The sequence below is a fragment of the Rhizobium phaseoli genome (assembly GCF_001664385.1).
Taxonomy (GTDB): domain Bacteria; phylum Pseudomonadota; class Alphaproteobacteria; order Rhizobiales; family Rhizobiaceae; genus Rhizobium; species Rhizobium phaseoli.
Map to the genome: position 1 here is coordinate 555,003 of NZ_CP013536.1, position 21,753 is coordinate 576,755.

Here is a 21,753-nt window from a genome sequence, read left to right on the forward strand (position 1 = left end):
TCTCCTCAAGGCAGTTTGGCGTAGCTATCGGCGAGGGCGGCATAATCGGCCTCGCTCAGCGGCATCAGCGGTGCGCGGGTGCGCTTCCAGGCTGGATTGCCTGTCTTCAGCCCGATCATTGCCTTGATGGTCGGGATCTGGACGTAGGAGTTGGAAAGGGTGCGATAGGCATTGATGCGTGCCTGCGCCGCCTCGACATCGGCGGCGCGCGCCTCGTCGTGGACATGGTCGTAAACGGTGCGCAGCGAATCCGCCACCAGATTGGAGGTGGCCGTGATGCAGCCAGCGCCGCCGGCCTTCATCAGCGGCAGCAGCAGCGGATCGGCGCCGGCCAGCACCGAGAAGCCGGGATGAGCGGCGATGATGGCCTGCATGTTGTTGAAATCGCCCGCAGATTCCTTGATTCCAACGACGGTTTCCGGGAAGGCCGCAATCAGCCGGCCGATCAACGGAATGGAGAGCGGAACACCCGAAACCTGCGGGATATGATAGAGAATGACCCGCAGACGCGTGTCGGCGACTTTTTCCAGTACCTGCGAATAGGCGGCGAACAGGCCGTCGTCCGAGACGCCCTTGTAATAGAAGGGCGGCAGCATCACCACCTTGGTGACGCCGAGCGACAGTGCGTGCCGCGTCAGTTCCACGGTCTCCGGAATGGCGACGACGCCAGTGCCCGGCAAAAGCCTGTCGGCTGGAATGCCGGCCTTCACAGCCGCTTCCAGAATGGCGCGCCGCTCGCTACCGGAGAAGGAATTGGCCTCACCGGTGGTGCCGAGCAGGGCCACGCCATGGCATCCCTCGGTCAGCAGTCGGCGGCAATGATCGGTGAAAAGCGCGAGATCCGGCGTGTTGTCTGCTGTCAGCGGCGTTGCGGCCGCGCTGAAGACGCCAGTGATCCTATGGTGGCTCATATCCCCTCCTTCGGCGCGTCCTGGCTTGCCGATCCGTGTCCGAACCGTGCGACTGCGCCCGATTGTCATGCCTCTGTCTGCGATGGAGTATTAAGAACTTTTCCATCACGGCGCTTTTGTCAAGAAGACAAAATGACTTGATCTGAAATCGAAAATTTATCTTATTGTAATTGCTATTATTTTTTTAGAGATAAATTTTGTTCGAATGGAAATCGCGATTTTTTGTTGACATATTTACAATAACGAGAGAACGATAGGCGATGGATTGTGCTGCGCCTGGCAGCGCAGGGAGAGCGCTGCCGATTTCACCTGGGAGGAATGCCATGACTTTTGATCAATCGGATAAAACCAATCTATCGCGCCGCAACGCGCTGAAGCTCGGCATTGCCGCCGGCGTCGGGCTGACCGTGTTCGGGATGAATGCCCGCATCGTGCTGGCCGATGAAGGCCAGGTCCTGAAGGTCGCCCATCCGGCCTTCGACCAGGATTGGTCGCCGCTGCGTGGCGGCGGCAGAACCTTCCGCTGGAACTCGATCTGGTGGGCTTCGCCCATGTATTTCGACAGTCAGGGCAATATCAAGCCCTACGTCTTCACCAGCTGGGAATCGGCCGACAACACGGTCTGGACCTTCAAGATCGACCCCAAGGCCGTCTTCTCCGACGGCAGCAAGATCACCTCGGCCGACGTCAAGGGATCGTGGGAAGTCGCCTCGATGCCGAACACCAAGAGCCAGCGCGCCGACCAGGTGCTGAGCAAGGTCAAGGGCTACGCCGAAATCGCCGCCGGCTCGGGCAATGAGCTGACCGGGGTCGCGACGCCCGACGAGGGAACGGTGGTCGTGACGCTCGCCGCCGCCGATCCGATCTTCTTCATGCGCCTCGCCAACCATATCGCTCCGATCACAAAGGCGTCGCAGTCGCGCGGCAGCGACGGCGAGGAAATCATCGACTGGTACAAGCCGGAGAACAAGCCGGTTTTCTCCGGCCCGTTCAAGCTGACGAGCATCGATATCGATGCCGGCAAAATCACCTTCGAGCCGAATGAGAAATTCTTCGGGCCGAAGCCGAAGCTTGCCCGCATCGACATCACCTCGATCGAGGATAATGTCACTGCGACGTCGCTGATCAAGTCGGGCGAGTTCAACGCCCATACCGAGCTTGTCACCTCGACGATCATTCAGGATCTCGGCCCGGAATTCTCGGCCGGCCCGCTGATCCCGACCAGCCAGCACTTCTGGTTCAACACTTCCCGCGCGCCGATGGACGATCCGAAGGTGCGCCAGGCGCTGATCATGGCGGTCGATCGCGACGGCCTGTTCAAGGCGTCCTATCCGGATGGCCCCCACAAGAAGGCCGACCAGATCCTCAACTCGGTGCCCGGCGCTGACAATTCCGGCTTCGAGCCTTTTCCCTATGATCCGGCAGCCGCCAAGAAGCTGCTTGCCGAATCGAGCTATGGCGGGCCCGATCGCCTGCCGAAGCTCCTGTTCGTCGGCATCTCGGCGCCGGCCATTCAGGCCGCTGCCCAGTTCATCGCCGAGCAATGGCGCCAGAACCTCGGCATCACGGCCGTCGACATGAAGCCGCAGCAGGACGCCTATGCCGGTCCGGATCAGAACTCGGTCCAGATCTTCCGCGACGACGTCGGCACCCGTGTTCCCGACGCTGTTTCCTATCTGGCGGGCAGCATCGCCTCGACCTCGTCGAACGCGCAGAACAAGCTCGGCGGATACAAGAACGACAAGGTCGACAGCGCCCTTGCCGAAGCGGCGACCAAGGCTGCGGACGATCCGCAGCGCGTTGCTCTCGCCCAGGAGGCCCAGAAGGCGTTCCGCGAGGATTGGGCCTTCATTCCATGGTATTCTCAGGCGATGTCGCGCTGGGCCACCAAGGAGGTCAAGGGCATGGAGAAGAACCTCGACTGGCAGATCGCCGAACCCTGGAACATTTCCATCGGTTGATTGGGAATTATCGTTCCTGGCAACAAGCGCGCGAAGGCTGCAAGGCCTTCGCGCAAGTTTCAAGACGAAGAGATGCGATCTGGCTTCAGGGGTGGACCGCATCGACAACAGGTGGGAGGTGGCCTTGCTGCGCTACGTGCTAACCCGGTTCGCCATCTGGATTCCGTCCGTTCTCGTGGTGATGCTGGCCGTCTACGCGCTGGCCTTCTACGGCGCCGGCGATCCGATCAAGCTCATCTTCCTGCGCGCGCCGGGCGACGTCGCCTACAATCCGCAGCGCATCGAGGCCATCCGCGAAAGTGCGGGGCTCAACAGGCCCTTCATCGAACAGTTCGGCCTTTACATCTGGAACCTGCTGCACGGTCAGTTCGGCAATTCGCTGACATCGGGCCGCGCCGTCTGGGCGATGGTCTCGGCTGCCGCCCCGGTCTCGTTCCAGCTTGCCCTCTGCGCCATCATCCTGACGGCTGTCGTCGCGATCCCGCTCGGCATGATCGCCGCGCTGAACCAGAATTCGCGCCTCGACTATGCCATTCTGGGCTCGGCGCTCTTCCTCTGGGCGATCCCCGCCTATGTCGCAGGTCCCTTGCTGATGGTCGGGCTGATCGTGCTCTTGCCGGGCGCAAGCGTGCCCTATGGCTGGGGCGGTGTCTTCGATGTCCGCATCCTGCTGCCGCTGCTCGTGCTTTCCTTCCAGCCGATCGCGCTGATCGTGCGCCAGACCCGCGCCGCCGTCATCGAGGTGCTGTCGGAGGATTTCGTTCGCACCGCCCGCGCCAAGGGCGTGCCCGAGATTGTCGTGGCGCTGCGCCATATCCTGCGGCCGGTGCTGACGCCTGTCGTGACCCAGCTCGGCCTGATCATGATCACCATCGTCAATGGCGCCATCTTCGTCGAACTCGTCTTCGGCCTGCCGGGTCTCGGCCGCCTAACGGTGCAGGCGCTGATCAATTCCGATTATCCCGTCATCCTGGCGATCACGCTGATCGGATCGTTCCTGGTGATGGTGTCGAACCTCCTGGTGGACGTGCTCTATCCGCTGCTCGATCCGCGCGCCAACGATTCAAGAAGGAGCCGCTGACCATGTCCGCAATCCCTCTTTCCACCACCGAGACCATCGAGGAGCCGCCGGTCAGCCTGTGGCGCGACGCCTGGCATCGGCTGCGGCGCAACAAGCTCGCCGTCTTCGGCCTCATCGTCGTCCTGATCCTCGCTTTCACCGCGATCTTCGGGCCGTATCTCACGCCCTATGATTATCTCAGCCAGGACCTCAACGCGCGCAACGCGCTGCCGTCGATGAGCCACCTCTTCGGAACCGACGACCTCGGCCGGGACGTCTTCAGCCGCGTCGTCTTCGGCACGCGGACCGCCTTCCTCGTCGCAGTCATCGTCACCTTCTTCGCCGTGCTGATCGGCCTCACACTCGGCGCCGTCGCCGGCTTCTTCGGCAATCCCTTCGACCGCGCCATCATGTGGCTGACCGACGTCACGATGTCGGTGCCTAACCTGCTGCTCGTCGTCGTCATCAATGCCTCGCTGAAATCGCCGATCACTCGCTGGATGGAAGCGCGTTATCTCGAGACTCTCAATCCTTTCTACCGCCAGACGATATGGGTGGATTTCATCCTCGTGTTCGGCTCGATGGCGCTGATCTCCTGGCCGCCCTATGCCCGTCTCGTGCGCGCCCAGGTCCTGTCGATCCGCAGCCGGCCCTATATTACCGCGGCCCAGGCGCTCGGCCTGTCGAACTGGGTCATCATCAAGCGCTATGTCGTACCGAATGCACTCGGGCCGCTGATCGTCTCGGTCAGCGCCGGTCTCGGCACGGCGATGGTGCTGGAAAGCGCCTTCAGCTTCCTCGGCGTCGGGGTCAATCCGCCGACGCCGAGCTGGGGCAACATGATCTCGGACGGCCTTCGCGTCTGGCAGCATTATCCGCATCTTCTCGCCGCTCCGGCGGCCGTGCTCGGCCTTGCCTCGGTTGCCTTCAGCTTCCTCGGTGACGGCCTCAACGACGCGCTCAATCCGCGGGGCAGCAAATGATGGACACGCAAAACAGAGAACGCCTGCTCGATGTCAGGGGCCTCACCGTCGAGATCGACGGCCGCAACGGCCCGGCCGTCGTCGTTGACGGCATCGACCTCCATGTCGACAAAGGCGAAACGCTGGGCGTCGTCGGTGAATCCGGCTGCGGCAAGAGCCTCACCATGCTGAGCCTGATGCGGCTCCTGCCGAACAAGATCAAGGTTACCAAGGGATCGGCGAGCTTCGACGGCCGCGACTTGCAGACGATGTCGAATGCCGAGCTGCGCAAGGTGCGCGGCGGCGATATCGGCTTCGTCTTCCAGGATCCGATGACCTCGCTCAATCCCGTCATGCGCGTCGGCGACCAGATCTGCGAGTCGCTGATCTATCACCGCAAAATGAAAAAGGCGGAGGCCCGCGCCCGCGCCGTCGAGCTTCTGCGCCTCGTCGGCATTCCTGGCCCGGAAGAGCGGCTGCAAGCCTTTCCGCACGAGCTTTCCGGCGGCATGCGCCAGCGCGTGATGATCGCGATCGGCCTTGCCTGCAACCCGAAGCTCCTGATCGCCGACGAGCCGACCACGGCGCTCGATGTCACCATCCAGGCCCAGATCGTCGATCTGGTGAAGGATCTGCGCGCCAAGCTCGGCATGTCGGTCGTCTGGATCACCCATGATCTGGCGTTGATCGCCGGCCTCGTCGATCGCGTCGCCGTGCTCTATGCCGGTACGGTCGTCGAGGATGCGCCGGTTGACGAACTCTATGCCCGCCCGAGCCATCCCTATACGCGCGGCCTGCTCTCCTCGATCCCGAAACTGTCCGATCCGCCGACAAGCCGGCTCTCCTCGATCGGCGGCACGCCGCCGGAGCCCGGCCGCCGGCCAAAGGGCTGCCCCTTTGCGCCGCGCTGCCCGCTTGTCGAGGCGATCTGCCACGAGCAGGTGCCGCGGCTCGAACCCTTGAGCGGCAGCAGCAACCATCGCGCCGCCTGTTTCGTCGTCCAGAGAATGCAGGAGGCCGCGTGATGGCTGCTCAACCGCTGCTCAAGGTCGAAAACCTGGTCAAGCATTTCCACGTCAAGCTCGGCGCCTTCGGCGAACGCTCGGCCACAGTCTATGCGCTCGACAATGTCGATCTCGACATCATGGAGGGCGAGACGCTGAGCCTCGTCGGCGAATCCGGCTGCGGCAAATCGACGACCGGCTTCACCATCCTCAATCTCTACAAGGCGACCAGCGGCAGGGTCGTCTACAAGGGACAGGACCTCGCCACACTCGACGAGAGGCAGATGCGGCCCTTCCGCCGCGACTTGCAGATCGTCTTTCAGGATCCCTATTCGACGCTCAATCCGCGCATGACGGTGGGCGAGGCGATTGGCGAGCCGATCCTCTTTCACAAGCTTTGCACCAAGGCCGAGCTGAAGGACAAGGTCGCGGCGCTGCTCAGCGATGTCGGCCTGCCCACGCGGTTTGCCCAGCGTTACCCGCACGAGCTCTCCGGCGGCCAGCGCCAGCGCGTCGTCATCGCGCGCGCCCTTGCCTGCCAGCCGAAATTCATCGTCTGCGACGAGGCGATCTCTGCGCTCGACGTGTCGATCCAGGCGCAGATCATCAACCTTCTGCTCGACCTGCAGGAGAAATACGGACTGACTTACCTCTTCATCGCCCATGACCTCGCGGTAGTGCGCCATATCAGCACCCGCGTCGGCGTCATGTATCTCGGGCGGCTCGCCGAGCTTGCGACCCGCGAGGAGCTGTTCGACAATCCGCTGCATCCCTATACCAGGGCGCTATTGTCGGCCGTTCCGGAGACCGATCCGGAGCATGAGCGCACCCGCCAGCGCCAGATCCTGCAGGGCGACGTGCCGAGCCCGCTGAACCCGCCCTCCGGCTGCCGTTTCCACACGCGCTGCCCGATCGCGATGGATGTCTGCAGCAAGGTCATACCCGTCTGGAAGGAGGCCAAGGCCGGCCATCTTGTCGCCTGCCACGCCGTCAATACGGACGAGATCGCATGACGCTGAAGGCCGCGATCATCGCCGACGATCTGACGGGGGCGCTTGATACCGGCACCCCCTTCGTTGCGGCCGGCCTCTCGGTCGCCGTCGCCGTCGATGTCGGTGCGGCGCAGGATGCGATCGCCACCGGCTGCGATGTCGTCGTCGTCAATACCGCCTCGCGCGCGCTGCGCGGGCATGAAGCCACCGAAAGGGTCCTGTCGGCGGCCGGGAAATTTCGCGACGTGAAGCCCGGCGTGGTCATGAAGAAGATCGACTCCCGGCTGAAGGGCAATGTTGCGGCGGAAAGCCTGGCGCTGGCGGATGCGCTCGGCCTGAAGAATATTCTCGTGGCGCCCGCCATTCCCGATCAGGAGCGCCTGACCTACCGGGGCTGTGTCGTCGGCCGTGGCGTCAACAAGCCGCTGCCGATCGCCGATCTGTTCGAGGGCCGCGCGGACAATGTCGTCGTCGCCGATGCCGAGGGCGATGCCGATCTCGATCAGATCGTCGCGGGTCATGTCTGGCTGACGACGCTCGCCGTCGGTGCGCGCGGCCTCGGTGCGGCATTTGCCCGCCGCCTCGGCGAAACCGAGCGGTCGATGGCGGAATATGTAGCGACCCCGCGCACTCTGTTTGCCTTCGGTTCGCGCGATCCGATCACCGCCGCCCAGATGAACCGGCTCGAAGCCTCCGGCGCCTTGCGTATGGTGGTGGACGCGCCGATGGGGCAGATCGAATGCGGGGAGGGCCTGGCGCTGCCGGTGCTGCTGCGCTGCACCGGCGATATGACGGCAGATGCGGCCCTCGTCGCCCATGACTTTGCGGCAGGCGTCAAAAGAGTGATCGACGATACGCGGCCCGATATGCTGATGGTCGGCGGCGGCGATACGGCGCTGGCCATCCTCCATGCGCTTGACGTGAAGGTGCTCACACCGAAGGGCGAAATCGAGGCCGGTATTCCGTGGTTCGATGTCGCGGCAGCCGACGGGCGGCCTTTTCGGTGCGCCGTCAAGTCGGGGGGCTTCGGCAAGCCTGATAGTTTGCTAAGACTGGTTCTTCGGAATCAGGCGGCATAGAATGATACCGTCGGGGAGAATGACGTGACTGAAGCGAATGGCGAATCTTTGAACGCGGAAGTCGGCCCGCCGGGCAAGCCCGAACGCGGCAAGGCCGTCAAGCTGGTCGATCGCGTCTTCGACCAGCTGCTCGAGCGGATCCGCGGCGGAAACTATCCGCCGGATTCACGCCTTCCGGGCGAACACGAACTTGCCTCGATGCTCGGTGTATCCCGGCCGATCGTTCGCGACGCGCTGGCGCGCCTGCGCGACCAGGGCATCGTCTATGCCCGCCAGGGGGCAGGCACCTTCGTCAGCGCGCATGGATCGCCGACGACGCAGCTCGCCTATTCGCCTGTCAAGACCATTGCCGATATTCAGCGCTGCTACGAATTCCGCCTGACCATCGAACCGGCCGCCGCCTATTTCGCCGCCAAGCGCCGTAATGAGCAGGCGATCCAGAAGATCGCCAGCGCTCTTGCGGATCTGCGCGAGGCGACCAGCCACCAGCTTCACCGCACCGATGCCGATTTCATTTTCCATCGCGCCGTGACCGAGGCTGCCAACAACCATTATTACACCGCCTCGATCGATGCGCTGAAAGCCCATATCGCCGTCGGCATGCATCTGCACGGCCTCTCCCTGCTCGGCCCCCGTCAGGGGCTAGAGCAGGTCTATGAAGAGCATAACGCCATCTACAAGGCGATCGCCGATGGCCGCGCCGATGATGCGCAAAGGCTGATGAAGGCGCATCTCGAGGGCTCCCGAGACCGTCTGTTTGAGGGCAGGGCGCTCGATCTGTCCTTCTGAGACCGGGAGACGTCGGCTTCGCGAATAGGTCGAGGCCTATCGCCGCGACAAGATTCCGGCAAAGAGCTGACGGAAGGTCCCGGCGATCACGCCGGCTTCATGTGAATCTCCGGTCATCAGGGCCGAGGTGATCTTCCGCATCTGCTCGAAGGTGATATGCGGCGGCAGCGGCGGCACTTCGGGATCTGTCTTCACTTCGAGAATGACGGGGCAGTCGGCGGCCAGAGCTTCTTCCCAAGCGGCGCCGAGTTGATCTGGTCGGTCGACGAAGATGCCGCGGAGCCCGATAAGCTCGGCGAATTTGTGATAGCGCAGATCTGGAATGGACTGTGACGCATCAAATTTCGGGTCGCCTTCCATCACCCGCTGTTCCCAGGTCACCTGGTTCAAATCCTGATTATTGAAGACGCAGACGACGAAGGTCGGATTGGTCCAGGCCTTCCAATATTTGGCTACGGTGATCATCTCTGCGAGGTTGTTCATCTGCATGGCGCCGTCGCCTACCAGGCCGACAACGGGGCGCTCGGGATGGGCGAATTTCGCGGCGATCGCATAGGGGACGGCAGCGCCCATCGAGGCCAGTCCGCCGGACAACGACCCTTTCATCCCGCGGCGCATCTTGAGGTCGCGTGCGTACCAGTTCGCGCAGGAGCCGGAGTCGCTGGTGATAACGACGTTATCCGGCAACCGCAGCGAGAGCTCGCTGACGACGCGTTGCGGATTGACCGGATTTGCCTCGACATGCGCCCGCTCGTCCAACGTTTTCCACCAGGCGGCGACGTCTTTCTCGACGGTTTCCCGCCAACTGCGATCGGGATTTTCGCGCAGCAGAGGCAAGAGCGCCCGCAGCGTTTCGGCTGCATCGCCCGTCAGGCCGAGCTCCATGGGATAACGCAGCGACAGCATATCGGGATTGATGTCGATCTGCACGCCGCGTGCCTGACCTTCCTCCGGCAGGAATTCGGAATAGGGAAAGCCGGAACCGATCATCAGCAGGGTGTCGCAGTCCCGCATGAGGTTCCATGAGGGTTCCGTCCCGAGAAGTCCGATCGAACCGGTTACCCAAGGGAGGTCGTCCGGCAGTGCCGCCTTGCCGAGCAAGGCTTTGGCGGCGCCAGCCTGAAGGCGGTCCGCTACGGCGATGACCTCGTCGGTGGCATGAAGTGCGCCGGCGCCGACGAGGATCGCCACCTTCTTTCCGGCGTTGAGGATATCGGCCGCAGCCTGAAGATCATCTCCATGCGGAAAGACCCTCGGTGGCCGGTAACCTGGGGCCGAATGGACTGTGCCGTGCTTTCGCGCGGGCTCCTCATAAGGCATTTCCTGCAGGTCATTCGGCAGGATGATCGCTGTCACCGTCTTGTTGGCGAGTGCGATGCGGACGGCTCGATCGATCAGATGACGCACTTGGGCGGGGGCTGAGGCCTGCTGCACGAAATCGCTCGCGACATCCTTGAAGAGGGCGGCGAGATCGAGCTCCTGCTGATAATGCCCGCCGAGCGCACGGCGCGCCTGCTGGCCAACGATGGCGAGAACCGGCTGATGGTCCATGCGGGCGTCGTAGAGACCGGTGATCAGATGGGTTGCGCCCGGTCCCGAGGTGGCGATGCAGACCCCGAGTTCGCCTGTGAATTTCGCATAGGCGGCGGCCATGAATGCCGCCATTTCTTCGTGTCGTGCCTGAATGAATTGCATCTTGTCGGACGCGCGGTGGAGCGCTCCGAAGACGCCATTGATGCCGTCGCCGGGATAGCCGAACATACGCTGTACGCCCCATTCGCCAAGCCGTGCCACAATGAAATCGCCGACCGTTTTCGTCATGGAAAATATCCTCGTTTGCAGAATGGTGGTCGCACGAGCAGCTCGACCAAGGCATTGCGAGATCAGATCGCCGGGGTAACGATGGCTCCGCCTGTCGGCTCTTCTAGTGCCTGAGGCGCCCCCAGGACGGATCCCACACAACGTCTTCGACAAGATCGACAAAGATGGGAGCATGGCCGCGATGGGTTTCCGCCAGCTTGAAGGCTGCCTCAGGTTCCATTTCCTCCCCGGGAAAGATCGCATCGTCCTGGCCTATATCTGCGACCTTGCGGACGTAGCCTCTGATCTGGTTCCCCGATCGATAGAGTTTGACGACCAGCGAGCCGGGCGGTACGGCGCCCGCGGGATGGCTGATATATTCGTGCATTCTTCGGCCTCCTCATTGGGATCCGCGCCAGCGGCCAAGTCCCGATGCTCCCGGTTCCCGTTTTCCGGAATCCGATCGGCGCAGAGTCGGTTCAATTCTGGATCGATCTCTGCGCCTCCGGCAGTTCCCGCGGCCTTACCCCTTGGTTCTCGGCTATTTATTGAGTTCTTTCGCCATCTGGAGATGGTGTTCCAGAGCAGGCCGCGTGCTTGCCGCCCACGCCTTGAGTTCCGGATTATTGCCTTCGTCGCCGTAGCGCTTGAAGAGATCGACCGCGTCTTCGTGGGCGGATTCCTGATCCGAGTGATATTGCTTGTTGAAGTCGTCACCCTTGAGGCCGTTCAGCTTGTCGAGCATGCTTTGCTGGTCCGAGGTCATTGCGTTCGGAACGGTGGCTTTGACCTTGCCGCCCGCTACCAGCGCCTTCAGTTCCTCGGTGGTTTTCTAGTGGTCGGTCAGCATCTGCTGCGCGAAGGCTTTGGTCGCGTCATCGCCGCGCTCGACCGCGAGCTTGCTGGAGGCAATTTCGAACATATCGCTTGCGGCCGCCTCCTTGATGAAATCCTCCGTTTTCGGCGGCACGCCCATCAGGGAATTGACGCCGGTCTTTTCAGCTGCCGATTGTGCGAAAACGGGAACGGCGAGCGAAAGAGCGAGTGAGGCGATAACAAAGCGTTTCATATGGATCTCCTGGGTTGATCATCCGCCAAACTTGCGGACGAGCCTTGAGTTCCCGGCTATCGCCCACGACAGTGATCTCGGCCGCTTCAGCAGAGGCCGGCTTAAAAGCCAAAAGGGAAGGTTTCCGGATCGCCCTTGCTGGACTGTGGAGCGACAAGTGGAGATAGCGCGTGCGTTTCATCAAACCAGATGAAAGCGTCGTATTGCCGCGACAGTGATGTCGACATGTAATGGCTCAGCCGTTCGGTTTCCGGCCTGTAGATCACGCCTATGAATCGCTGAAGCCGCTGTTCGACCAGGCTTGCGTGCAGTTCCTCATCGGCCCTGAGGTCGAGTAGAAATCGCGGCTTTGCAGCCTCGTGACATAAGCGCTCGCAGCTCTGAGGGAGCGACGGATTCATCTGTTTCTTCTCCGCCCGCCCATCCCAATCGTCAGCGGCGATCACCTCGCCGCAATGTGTGCCCAGCCCTATGAGGCTTGTCATCTCGTCGAAGCGCTGCCGGCACAGTTGACCGAGGCTCAGTTCGTCGCGGGCAGTTGCCATATCCGTGTAGCGGGCGTCGCCGATATGGGAGTTGTGAGCCCATATGATGATCTTTGCCGCCGGTCCGTGAAAGTCGAGAAGATGCTCGACGGTGTCGGCCATATAGGTGTCGCGCAGGTTCCAGGCTTGGGCGCCGCCGTAATACATGACGCGATAATATCGTTCGGCGGCGGCGAGCAGTCTTGCAGACTGGACGGCGTTCAGAAAATCATCTTTCCCTGAGGCCGCATTATCCAGAGATCGAGCCAGAAGCTCAGTGCATTGCTTCAGCACCGCATCCTCGCATGATCTGTAGGCTTCGGTCAGCACGGCCCGACCATAGGTGGCGGGATTGCTCTGCCAAGGGCTGAGGCAGCCGTAACGCTCCCTGGCAATTCTGGCAGTTTCCGGGCTGATCGTTTCGAGATAATCGAGGACGGAGCGGATCGACCCGGACATATTATAGAGGTCCAAACCGTAAAACCTGACCGGATCCTTGTGCGACGCTTTGCGCCGCTCGTTTTCCTTCTTCATCCAGCCGACGAACCGCGAAAACTCCAGGTTCCGCCACATCCACTTTGGAAAGCGGCGGAACGGCTGGCCGTCTCCCGGTGCCTGACCATTTAACCAACGGTCAATGGCGGCCGCATCCGGCCAATCCGCTTCTGCTGCAATGAGATTGAATCCGTAATGTTCGATAAAATGCCGGCTGATGGCAGCCCGCGTCTCGTAAAATTCGGCGGTGCCATGGGTGGATTCGCCAAGCAAAACAATGCGGCTGTCGGCAAATCGATCGAAAAGGACGGCAAAGCTCTTGTCGTCGACCGACGAGAATTCTTCCGCCGCGGCCGAGATGAGTTTGCTGGATGTTTCCTCTGCGCGCGATGACGGGGCTGTCGCCGTATACATCGGATGGGCGGCAGTCCAGGCGTCCTCACCGATCAGCGGGACGAAAAGGACACCGCCCAGATCTTCCTCCGCGAAGGTGGTTGCCCCCGTGCGCGTAATGCGTTTCAGGCGCTGTTCGTCGTTGCGGCCGACCGGGATGATGAGCCGCCCGCCGAGATCCAGCTGCTCCTTCAAGGCGGTCGGTACCTCGGGTGCGCCAGCGGAAACGATGATCGCATCGAAGGGAGCAGCTTTGGCCCAGCCTTTGCTGCCATCGCCCACCCGGACGTCGATATTGCCGTAGCCCAGCCTTTCGAACCGTTCTCTCGCCTGAAGCGCCAGCCTTTCATGGCGTTCGACGGAATAGACGTGCCTGGCGATCCGGCTGACGAGCGCCGAGGCGTATCCGGAACCGGTTCCGACCTCGAGAACCTTGTCGTCCGCTTCGAGGTCGGCTTTTTCGATCATCAGGGCGACGATGAAAGGCTGGGAGATCGTCTGACCGTCGCCGATCGACAAGGGCGCGTCCTCATAGGCGAATTCCTCGAAGCCTGGATCGACGAATTTCTCGCGCGGCACGATGCGCATCGCCTTGATGACACTTTGATCGCCGATGCCGCGACGCATGACATGGTGTTCCACCATGTGGTCTCGCAGGCGGTTCATATCCATGGAATACCTCCACTCTCGAACAGAACAGCCGAAGGCGCGTGGTTGTTCCGAGCAATGGCACACTGCTATGGCTTGGGCTTGTTTGCCGCCATGGTCTGCGGGGGCAGCCGGATCGCCGCGCCTGTCAGCGCGGCATTGATCTCCTGGGCGTGTCTGAGATGGGCGAGTACGACAGGCAGCATGGACGCTGCCAATCGCTGCATCTCGGCGTCCTCGCCGAGGGAAATTTCCCAAGCCAGCAATTGCGCCGTCTTCTGATGGTCGACGATCTGCGCCTTGATATAGGCGGCATCGAACGCCTCGTCATCCAGCCTGTCCAACTGGTCGCGCACCGCTTGATGGTCCGGATCGAGCGACGTCGGGAGCGGTATCTTGGCGGCGTCGGCAAGTTCCCTCAGTTTGCTATTGGCATCTGTGTGATCGCGAACCATCATATCGGCAAATTGCTTTGCGGCATCGGCCTTTGCCTTGCCGCTGGCCATCTTGCCCAATTCCACCTCGGCAAGTCCGCCGGCGGCTGCGAGCCGCGCAAACAGCCGATCCTGATTATTGGTTTGGTGTGGTGCCGGAACGCCCGGCTTGGACATCGCAGTGTCGGCGCCCATTCCAGCGGGATTGCCGATCTGGGCGACGGCGGCGCCGTTCAGCAGGATCAGTCCGGCCAGCAGGGCGATAGGGCGGCGATACATGGCTTTCTCCTCATACCTCACAGCGTCAGCAAATAGGCGACGAGATCCTTCTTCTCCAGCCCGGTCAGCTTGACCCCGAGCACAAGATTGAAGAATTCGACCGTGTCGGCGAGTGTCATCAGTCGACCGTCATGCAGATAAGGCGGCGAATCCTTGATGCCGCGCAGCGTGAAAGTCTTGATCGGCCCGTCGGGCAGCGTGGCGAAATCATTGAAGACTTGGCCAATCTTGTAGAAGCGCTCGAGCTTCAGGTCGTGCATGTTGTTGTCCATGAAGGCGGTCTGGGGCACGTGGCAGTCGGCACAGCGTCCCTTGCCCATGAAGACCTGCTCGCCGGAGAGCTCTTGCGGCGTGGCGAGCGCGGGGTCCAGTCGGCCAAACGGATCGAGCTTCGGCGCCGGCGGGAAATCGATGATATTCTGCATCTGCGCCATCATCGCGACCTGGTTCGGCCGGTCAGGAAGATTGACGCCCTTGCGTGTCGCGCTCACATGGTCGCCGTTGAAATAGGCGGTTCTCTGCTCGAATTCGGTGAAGTCTTCGACCGACCGCAACGACCGCTTCGAACCGTGAATCTGCTGGTTGAACAGGCCGCGCAGGCTGGTCGTGTCCAGCCGGAATCGATCCGCCTGCGGGCGAACATCCGGCGTCAGGTGAAAGGCGGCGTTGGTGTGGAAATTGGAGTGACAGTCGAGGCAGGCGACACCCATGCTCGGGTCGGCAACCTTTCTGTCTTCGGTCTGGTTGAATTCTTCCTGCGGGAAAGGCGTCAGAAGCAGCCGCAGCCCTTCCATCTGAACCGGCGTGATGATGCCGTTCATGATTTCATAGAAGTTTTTGATCGTCAGCAACTGCCCGCGGGAAACATCACCAAGCTCAGGGCGGGTCGTCAAAAAGATCGGCGGCGGGAATTCCGGGGTGAGGTTGTCGGGAAGGTCGAAATCGACGTCGAACCGGCGGAGATCCCGCATTTCGCTTGCATGAATTTCATCGATCTCACGGTTCGGAAAGACCTGCCCGCCTGTCGCCTGCTTCACATGCGGTAGAGGCAGGAACCCCTCCGGCAGCAGGTTCTTCTCGCGAATTTCGCCCGGCGCCATGGCCGCGAGTTGATCCCAGCTCGTGTCGGTCGGAAGCTTCACGCGGATGCCGTCCTGCACCGGCTTCATGCCTGCCGACATCATGACGCCAGCCATGGGCTTGTCGGACAGATCATAACGACGCTCCAGAAGGCTGCGCTGTCGTTGAGCGACTTCCGGCTTCTGCGCCTCATCGATCTTGCGCGCTTCGGAAAACGGCATGGTGGGCAATGGCCGATAGGTCGTGTCGGGCGGCAAAGGGTCTGACAAGGCGCCGGCTGTCAGGACGACGACGCCGGCAAAAGAAGCCGCACAAAACAGGCCAATAGCACGAGATGTCCGCATATCCCTCTCCTCCGCTCGCGGGTTGAGCTGGCCTCCAAACTGCACGCGGCACCAATTGTTCCGGGCAATTCTGGTATGGTCCGCACTTTCTGCGTGACCCGGATCTGCCGCCCGGGCCGGTCTTTCGATCGCATCTTTCCATGGCTGTGCCTCGGGAACCCGCGCGTTCCCCGCTTGTTGGTTATCGCCCAGCCTGGATAAGGAATGAAAATTGAACCTCAGCACGCTCCTGTTCGGTCGGCGTCTTGCCAATCGTGAGCATGAAGACAAGAAGATCGGTTGGATCGCAGCCGTGCCGGCAATGGGCCTGGATGGCCTGGGATCGTCTTCCTATGGCCCGGAAGCAGCGCTCACCGTGCTCATTCCGCTCGGCGCGCTCGGCCTGGGCTATATCGGCCCGGTGATCGGCTGCATCGTCTGTCTGCTGGCGATCCTCTATTTCTCCTACAGACAGACGCTCGCGGCCTATCCGACGAACGGCGGTGCCTATGTCGTGGCGAAGGAAAATCTCGGAGAATATCCGAGCCTGCTTGCCGCCGCGGCGCTGATGATCGACTACGTGCTGAATGTCGCGGTCGGCGTTTCAGCCGGTGTGGGAGCACTCGTCTCGGCAATACCCGACCTTCACCCTTATATCCTGCCCCTGTGCCTCGGCATCGTTCTCCTCGTCACGCTGGCCAATTTGCGCGGAACCGGGGAGGCCGGCTGGCTGTTCGCCCTGCCGACCTATGTATTCGTTATCTGTTTCCTGGGCGCCATCGGCTATGGACTGGTCGGGATCGGCCTGGGAGAGAGGCCGGCACCCATTGTCGAGCCGCCGCCACTCGGTCCGACTGCTGAAGGCGCAACGCTCTGGCTGCTGATGCACGCATTTGCCAGCGGCTGCACCGCCATGACCGGCGTGGAAGCTGTTTCCAATGGCATGGGCTCCTTCAGGCAACCTGTCATGCGAAACGCCTACCTCACTCTCACGATTATCGTCGTTATTCTCGGTCTGTTGCTCGGCGGTATCGCGACCCTCGCCACCGCCTTTGAGATTGGTGCAATGGATCAGACGAAGGAAGGCTATCAGAGCGTGCTGTCGCAGCTGCTTGCCGCCGTTGCCGGCCATGGCGCCTTTTATTACATCGCGATGACAAGCCTCCTCAGTGTCCTGTGCCTCTCCGCCAATACCAGTTTTGTCGGTTTTCCGCGTCTCTGCCAGATGGTGGCTGCCGATAGTTATCTGCCCAAAGCCTTTGCTCAACCCGGCCGCCGGCTCGTGTTTACCGCCGGCATCCTATTCCTCTCCGGCGTCGCCGGGCTGCTTCTGCTCGTCTTCGGAGGGATTACCGACAATTTGATCCCGCTCTTTGCAATCGGCGCCTTTTTGACTTTCACGATTTCTCAGGCAGGCATGACCGTGCATTGGCGCCGCCGGTCCACGCACCACAGAGCAAAGCTGGTCATGAACGGCCTCGGCGCGGTCTCGACAGCGGCGGCGCTCATCATCATTTTGGTGGCGAAGTTTGCCGAAGGCGCGTGGATCACGCTGATGGCCGTCCCGATGGCGATCCTCGTCCTGAAATCGGTCAAGAGCTACTATGCCTCTCTTCAACGCGAGCTGCGGAAGCCTGGTCCGATCACCATCGAAGATATCGAACCGCCGACGGTTCTGGTCGTCACCGAGACGTGGAACAGATTGAGCGAGCGCGCCATTAAATTTGCGCTGACAATCTCGCCCGACGTCGTCGCCGTCCATTTCATTCGTCTCGGCGGGCCGGACCGCGAGGAGGGCGAAAACGGGCTTCGCGAGGAATGGCGTGTTGACGTGGAAGAGCCGATCGCGGCACGCGGATTGAAGCCGCCAAGGCTGATGCTCATTCCCGCTCCTTATCGGCAATTGCACGAACCGCTGCTGCGGCTGATCGAAAAGCTGGATGCCGACAGTCCCGAGAGGCGGGTTGCGGTTCTCATTCCCGAAACCGTCAAGGATAGATGGTGGCAGAAGCTTCTGCACATGAACAGGGCGGGGCGGTTGCGGACGAAACTCGTCAGGCTCGGAGGACCACGGCTGACGGTGGCTACCGTCCCGTGGCGGCTTTATCGGGAGGAGCAGACGGCGTGAGCGCCTTTTGCTCGATGCAGCCTTGGAACTTAGTCGGAAGAGCGAAGTTGGGCAGGCATCAGCAAGAGGCGCCAATGTCCATCAATCCCTTGATGAGCGAACCGGTCGAAGATCTCGCTTCCCGCCTGGAGGCGATGACGGATGACGAGTTGTTCGAAACCATGAATGAGCTGGAAAAAGTGAGCGACCGAGCCGAGCACGACGCGACGGAGGAGGCTCTGTCCCGCATCGCTCTGACTGAAAGCGAAATCGAGCGGCGCTACCCTGGCCGACTGCTCGCGCCGTATCGCGACTGGAGGCAAAGGCAGCCGCTGCTGTGACTGTGGCGAATTAGCGCAAATGCAAAGAATAGACGGAGGTAGAGATGAGCAGCTCTGAAACGACGACGGACCACAAGAAGATCCGCAAATGGGCAGAAGACAGGGAAGGCAGGCCGGCCGCGATCCGGACCCGCGGCAAGGGAGGTGTACTGCGCATCGATTTTGGAGAGAAGGAAGAGGAATTCGACGAAATCGACTGGGACGAATTCTTCAAGATCTTCGACGAAAACAAGCTTGCCTTTCTCTACCAGGACAAGACCAAGGACGGGAAGACAAGCCGCTTCAACAAATTCGTCGAGCGTAACTGAATGCCCTTCACGCGGCGCTTCCCATCGCCGCGTTTGTGCCGAGGGCCGATGTCATTTGCGGCCAGAGCCCGGCTCCGCCATTTTCGAATGCTGGTGCGCGAGCACGCTTGCCGGGGTGACGTTGGCAACGGCGGCTTGGAGCTTGTTCTTCCAGCCGCTGACGACATCGCCTTCGCCATCCATCATCGCGTCATAGCCGATGCGCGCGACTTCACCTGCATCATCCTTCTTCGACTGGCCGATCGCGGTATCCAAAAGACCTGCCCGTTTGAAGAACTCGGTTTCCGTAGCTCCGGGCATGAGGCAGCTGACGGTCACACCGGAATCCTTCAATTCCTCGCGCAGGGCGAAAGAGAAGCTGTTGATGAAGGCCTTGGTGGCGTTATAGACGGCCTGATACGAGCCCGGCATGAAGCCTGCGATCGAACCTGTGAGCAGAATGCGTCCCTCACCGCGGCTGCGCATCTGGTTGCCGACAGCGTGGATCAGGTCGATCGTCCCGGTGATGTTGGTATCGACGACCTTGCGGGCCTCTGCAAAATCCTGGTCGAGAAAGGCCTTGCCGAGCCCGCATCCTGCATTCGCCATCAGCAGGTCCACCGACCGGCCGCTGCCGGTGATCCGTTCCACGAGCCGATCTACGCCTTGGGATGTCGACAGGTCGGCCTCAACGGCCTCGACCGCCGTGCCGAACTCCTTGAGGTGGGCTGCCGCTTGATTGATGCGCTCCTCGTCGGCGGCGATGATGAGATCATAACCATCCTGGGCTGCGCATTTCGCCAGCTCGTAGCCGATGCCAATGGAGGCGCCGGTGACGACGGCGAGGCCTTTGCCTGCTTCATTATCAGCCATCTTGCTGCTCCTTCAGGGTTTGAGGACGACCTTGATGCATCCGTCCTGCTTGTCGCGGAACGTCTTGTAGAGGGACGGCCCGTCTTCCAGCGTGCCGCGATGAGTGATGACGAAGGACGGATCAATGTCTCCTTCTTCGATACGTTCCATCAATCTCGGCAAATAATGCTGGACCGGTGTCTGGGCCATCCTGAAGGTCAGGCCGCGATTGATGGCAGACCCCATCGGGATCTTGTCGAGAAAGCCGCCATAGACGCCGACAATCGAAACCGTCCCGAAATTGCGACAGCAATGGATCGCCTGACGCAGCACATGCGGCCGGTCGGTTCCCATGAACATTGCGACCTTGATGCGGTCGAGGCGCGAGTCCCAGCTGGCGGCTGCCTCGGCTTCGGTTCCAACCGCGTCGATGCAGGCATCTGCACCGCGCCCATGGGTCAGCTCCATGATTTGGTCGTAGACATCCTTATCCATGAAATCGAGGGGGATGGCTCCGGCAGCTTGTGCAAGGGCAAGCCGCTCGGGCACCGCATCGATGGCGATCACCCTTTCAGCGCCGAGCAGGAAGGCGGAGCGGATTGCCATTTGGCCGACAGGGCCGCAGCCCCAGATCGCGATCGTATCGCCCGGCTGAATATTGCAGAAGTCCGCAGCCATGTAGCCGGTCGGAAAAATATCCGAAAGAAAAAGAACCTGCTCGTCGGAGAGCCCGTCCGGCACCTTGATCGGACCGACGTCGGCATAGGGCACGCGCAGATATTCCGCCTGCCCACCGGCATAGCCGCCGAGCAGATGTGAGTAGCCGAAAAGCCCGGCCGGCGAATTGCCCCACATCTTCGTGACTTTCGCGCGATCCGGATTGGACCGCTCGCAGCCCGAATAAAAACCACGCTTGCAGAAAAAGCATTCGCCGCAGGAAATTGTGAAGGGGACAACGACACGGTCGCCGACCTTGAGTTTGGTGTTGTCTCTGCCGACCTCCACGACCTCGCCCATGGTCTCGTGGCCCATGACGTCGCCGCTGTGCATGTCCGGCATGACGCCGTCATAAAGATGGAGATCGGACCCGCAGATCGCGCAGGCAGTGACCTTGATGATGGCGTCCCGGCCGTTTTCAATCTTGGGATCGGGCACGCTCTCGCAGCGGATATCATGCTTGCCGTGCCAGGTCAGAGCTCTCACGTCGTTTCTCCTCAGCGCTCGTCGATGGCGCTCCAACCTCAGCTGCTGCGAAATGTTCCCGTCGAGCGGGGGCTGTGATCGCGGTGCCGCGGCGTTCGGAACAGAGGGTTGGGTGCGAGTTCGTCCTGAGGGCGCAAGCAACGGCAAATCCGCCGCTGCGTCCGGCTTGAACCGCAAGCTTCCCATCGCGAAGGAGCAAATCATGACTTCGTCCAAACACGCAAAGACCACCAAACCAAGCGATCTCGACCTGTCGGACGACCCAGGTATCGGCCGCTCACGCGGCATCGTATCTCCGCCGGACGACGAGGCGCTGCAGGCCGAAAACACTGTTGAAGGCGATACCGCCAACGATACGCCCCAGGGCGGCGTGGATCCGCGTCGCCGCGGGCGGATCAACAAATAGCGGCCACCCTCGACAGAAAGGATCATAACTCGAGCAAAGCGTATGGTTTGCCGGTCGGCTTCTCGACATGGGCGGCGACATTGTAGACCGGGGCGCCGCCCGGTGTGCGACCCTCGTAGGATCCACGATGGGCATGGCCGTGGACAACCGCGTTTACTCTAAACCGGTCGATGGTTTCCGCAAGCCGCGAGGAGCCCAGAAAGGGATAGATTTCCAACGGCTCACCTGCCACGGTTTCGGCGATAGGGGCGTAATGCAGGACGACGAGGGAGCGGTCGGACCGTACCTGCCGCATCGCGTTTTCCAGCCGCATCGATTCCTCGACGCTCTCGGCGACCATCGCCTTGATAGCGGTTTCGCCGAAGGAACCGAGCATATGGCGGCCGAAGCCGCCGGCAAAACCCTTGACGCCAACGAAACCGACACCGGCGATTTCGGCTGCATGGCCGTTCAGCAATTTCACGCCGGCGTCGGTCAGGATTTTGCAGATGTCATCGACCTGGCCGCTTTCATGATCGTGATTGCCGAGGACGGCGACGGTCGGCACCGTGCAATGGCGCAGATCACTGGCAAGCAATTCCGCCTCCTTAGGCTTCCCGAGATCTGTCAGATCGCCGGCAATCACCAGGACATCGGCAACCAGAGAGATTTCGCCAAACAGATCCTTGTAGGATTTTGCGCCGTCCTCAGTCATATGCAGGTCGGCTACAGCCGCAACCTTCACGCTCTTTCGCTGATCATCCATCGCATTTCT

General features: G+C 61.4%; 20 protein-coding genes and 1 pseudogene. 11 read left to right on the forward strand and 10 right to left on the reverse strand.

From position 1 onward, the window contains the following. Nucleotides 1-5: 5 nt before the first annotated feature. A complete protein-coding gene (locus AMC88_RS29765) occupies nucleotides 6-911 on the reverse strand; it encodes a dihydrodipicolinate synthase family protein (protein WP_064830229.1) in 906 nt (301 codons plus the stop codon). Between the two features lie 323 nt (nucleotides 912-1,234). Here AMC88_RS29765 and AMC88_RS29770 point away from each other — a divergent pair, with 323 nt between their 5' ends. The 7 genes from AMC88_RS29770 to AMC88_RS29800 all read left to right on the forward strand — a co-directional run bounded on the left by AMC88_RS29770 (nucleotide 1,235) and on the right by AMC88_RS29800 (nucleotide 8,758). Then, the gene (locus tag AMC88_RS29770; RefSeq protein WP_004675479.1) at nucleotides 1,235-2,872 is read left to right on the forward strand and encodes an ABC transporter substrate-binding protein; all 1,638 of its coding nucleotides are present in this window, start codon (nucleotides 1,235-1,237) and stop codon (nucleotides 2,870-2,872) included. A 124-nt stretch (nucleotides 2,873-2,996) separates the two neighbouring features. Further along, a complete protein-coding gene (locus AMC88_RS29775) occupies nucleotides 2,997-3,953 on the forward strand; it encodes an ABC transporter permease (protein ID WP_004677191.1) in 957 nt (318 codons plus the stop codon). A 2-nt stretch (nucleotides 3,954-3,955) separates the two neighbouring features. Next, nucleotides 3,956-4,915 (forward strand): ABC transporter permease, encoded by a 960-nt coding sequence (locus AMC88_RS29780; protein ID WP_064829551.1) that lies wholly within the window; start codon nucleotides 3,956-3,958, stop codon nucleotides 4,913-4,915. Further along, nucleotides 4,912-5,919 (forward strand): ABC transporter ATP-binding protein, encoded by a 1,008-nt coding sequence (locus AMC88_RS29785; protein WP_064830230.1) that lies wholly within the window; start codon nucleotides 4,912-4,914, stop codon nucleotides 5,917-5,919. Before AMC88_RS29780 ends, AMC88_RS29785 begins: the two co-directional genes overlap by 4 nt. Beyond that, nucleotides 5,919-6,911, forward strand: coding sequence for an ABC transporter ATP-binding protein (locus AMC88_RS29790; RefSeq protein ID WP_064830231.1), 993 nt, complete (start codon nucleotides 5,919-5,921; stop codon nucleotides 6,909-6,911). Before AMC88_RS29785 ends, AMC88_RS29790 begins: the two co-directional genes overlap by 1 nt. Beyond that, nucleotides 6,908-7,969 (forward strand): four-carbon acid sugar kinase family protein, encoded by a 1,062-nt coding sequence (locus tag AMC88_RS29795; protein WP_064830232.1) that lies wholly within the window; start codon nucleotides 6,908-6,910, stop codon nucleotides 7,967-7,969. Before AMC88_RS29790 ends, AMC88_RS29795 begins: the two co-directional genes overlap by 4 nt. 24 nt (nucleotides 7,970-7,993) lie before the next feature. After that, the gene (locus tag AMC88_RS29800) at nucleotides 7,994-8,758 is read left to right on the forward strand and encodes a FadR/GntR family transcriptional regulator (protein ID WP_037145957.1); all 765 of its coding nucleotides are present in this window, start codon (nucleotides 7,994-7,996) and stop codon (nucleotides 8,756-8,758) included. A gap of 36 nt (nucleotides 8,759-8,794) precedes the next feature. Here the strand turns inward: AMC88_RS29800 and AMC88_RS29805 are convergent, their stop codons facing one another. The 6 genes and pseudogenes from AMC88_RS29805 to AMC88_RS29830 all read right to left on the reverse strand — a co-directional run bounded on the left by AMC88_RS29805 (nucleotide 8,795) and on the right by AMC88_RS29830 (nucleotide 15,824). Next, nucleotides 8,795-10,579, reverse strand: coding sequence for a thiamine pyrophosphate-requiring protein (locus tag AMC88_RS29805; RefSeq protein ID WP_037145958.1), 1,785 nt, complete (start codon nucleotides 10,577-10,579; stop codon nucleotides 8,795-8,797). A 103-nt stretch (nucleotides 10,580-10,682) separates the two neighbouring features. Beyond that, complete coding sequence (locus AMC88_RS29810; RefSeq protein ID WP_037145960.1) at nucleotides 10,683-10,946, reverse strand: hypothetical protein; 264 nt, start codon at nucleotides 10,944-10,946, stop codon at nucleotides 10,683-10,685. Between the two features lie 153 nt (nucleotides 10,947-11,099). Then, a pseudogene (locus AMC88_RS29815) lies at nucleotides 11,100-11,627 on the reverse strand (DUF4142 domain-containing protein). 101 nt (nucleotides 11,628-11,728) lie between these two features. Next, on the reverse strand, nucleotides 11,729-13,711 hold the full coding sequence (locus AMC88_RS29820) for a protein-L-isoaspartate(D-aspartate) O-methyltransferase (protein ID WP_064830233.1): 1,983 nt from the start codon (nucleotides 13,709-13,711) through the stop codon (nucleotides 11,729-11,731). 65 nt (nucleotides 13,712-13,776) lie between these two features. Further along, on the reverse strand, nucleotides 13,777-14,400 hold the full coding sequence (locus AMC88_RS29825; RefSeq protein WP_012489856.1) for a DUF4142 domain-containing protein: 624 nt from the start codon (nucleotides 14,398-14,400) through the stop codon (nucleotides 13,777-13,779). 17 nt (nucleotides 14,401-14,417) lie between these two features. Then, nucleotides 14,418-15,824, reverse strand: coding sequence for a hypothetical protein (locus AMC88_RS29830; RefSeq protein ID WP_064830234.1), 1,407 nt, complete (start codon nucleotides 15,822-15,824; stop codon nucleotides 14,418-14,420). 211 nt (nucleotides 15,825-16,035) lie between these two features. On the opposite strand from AMC88_RS29830, the gene AMC88_RS29835 reads away from it, so the two are divergent. The 3 genes from AMC88_RS29835 to AMC88_RS29845 all read left to right on the forward strand — a co-directional run bounded on the left by AMC88_RS29835 (nucleotide 16,036) and on the right by AMC88_RS29845 (nucleotide 18,559). Beyond that, a complete protein-coding gene (locus AMC88_RS29835; RefSeq protein ID WP_064830235.1) occupies nucleotides 16,036-17,931 on the forward strand; it encodes an APC family permease in 1,896 nt (631 codons plus the stop codon). 74 nt (nucleotides 17,932-18,005) lie between these two features. Continuing rightward, complete coding sequence (locus AMC88_RS29840; RefSeq protein ID WP_012489853.1) at nucleotides 18,006-18,251, forward strand: hypothetical protein; 246 nt, start codon at nucleotides 18,006-18,008, stop codon at nucleotides 18,249-18,251. Between the two features lie 44 nt (nucleotides 18,252-18,295). Continuing rightward, a complete protein-coding gene (locus tag AMC88_RS29845; RefSeq protein ID WP_004673154.1) occupies nucleotides 18,296-18,559 on the forward strand; it encodes a hypothetical protein in 264 nt (87 codons plus the stop codon). 51 nt (nucleotides 18,560-18,610) lie between these two features. Here AMC88_RS29845 and AMC88_RS29850 read toward each other — a convergent pair whose 3' ends face one another. Beyond that, the gene (locus AMC88_RS29850) at nucleotides 18,611-19,411 is read right to left on the reverse strand and encodes an SDR family NAD(P)-dependent oxidoreductase (RefSeq protein ID WP_064830236.1); all 801 of its coding nucleotides are present in this window, start codon (nucleotides 19,409-19,411) and stop codon (nucleotides 18,611-18,613) included. Between the two features lie 12 nt (nucleotides 19,412-19,423). Continuing rightward, nucleotides 19,424-20,593, reverse strand: a complete 1,170-nt coding sequence (locus AMC88_RS29855) for a zinc-dependent alcohol dehydrogenase (RefSeq protein ID WP_037114895.1) — start codon at nucleotides 20,591-20,593, stop codon at nucleotides 19,424-19,426. A 202-nt stretch (nucleotides 20,594-20,795) separates the two neighbouring features. On the opposite strand from AMC88_RS29855, the gene AMC88_RS29860 reads away from it, so the two are divergent. Then, the gene (locus AMC88_RS29860; protein ID WP_064830323.1) at nucleotides 20,796-20,999 is read left to right on the forward strand and encodes a hypothetical protein; all 204 of its coding nucleotides are present in this window, start codon (nucleotides 20,796-20,798) and stop codon (nucleotides 20,997-20,999) included. A 22-nt stretch (nucleotides 21,000-21,021) separates the two neighbouring features. On the opposite strand, the gene AMC88_RS29865 is transcribed toward AMC88_RS29860, so the two are convergent. Continuing rightward, complete coding sequence (locus AMC88_RS29865) at nucleotides 21,022-21,744, reverse strand: metallophosphoesterase family protein (protein WP_012489849.1); 723 nt, start codon at nucleotides 21,742-21,744, stop codon at nucleotides 21,022-21,024. Between the last annotated feature and the right edge of the window lie 9 nt (nucleotides 21,745-21,753).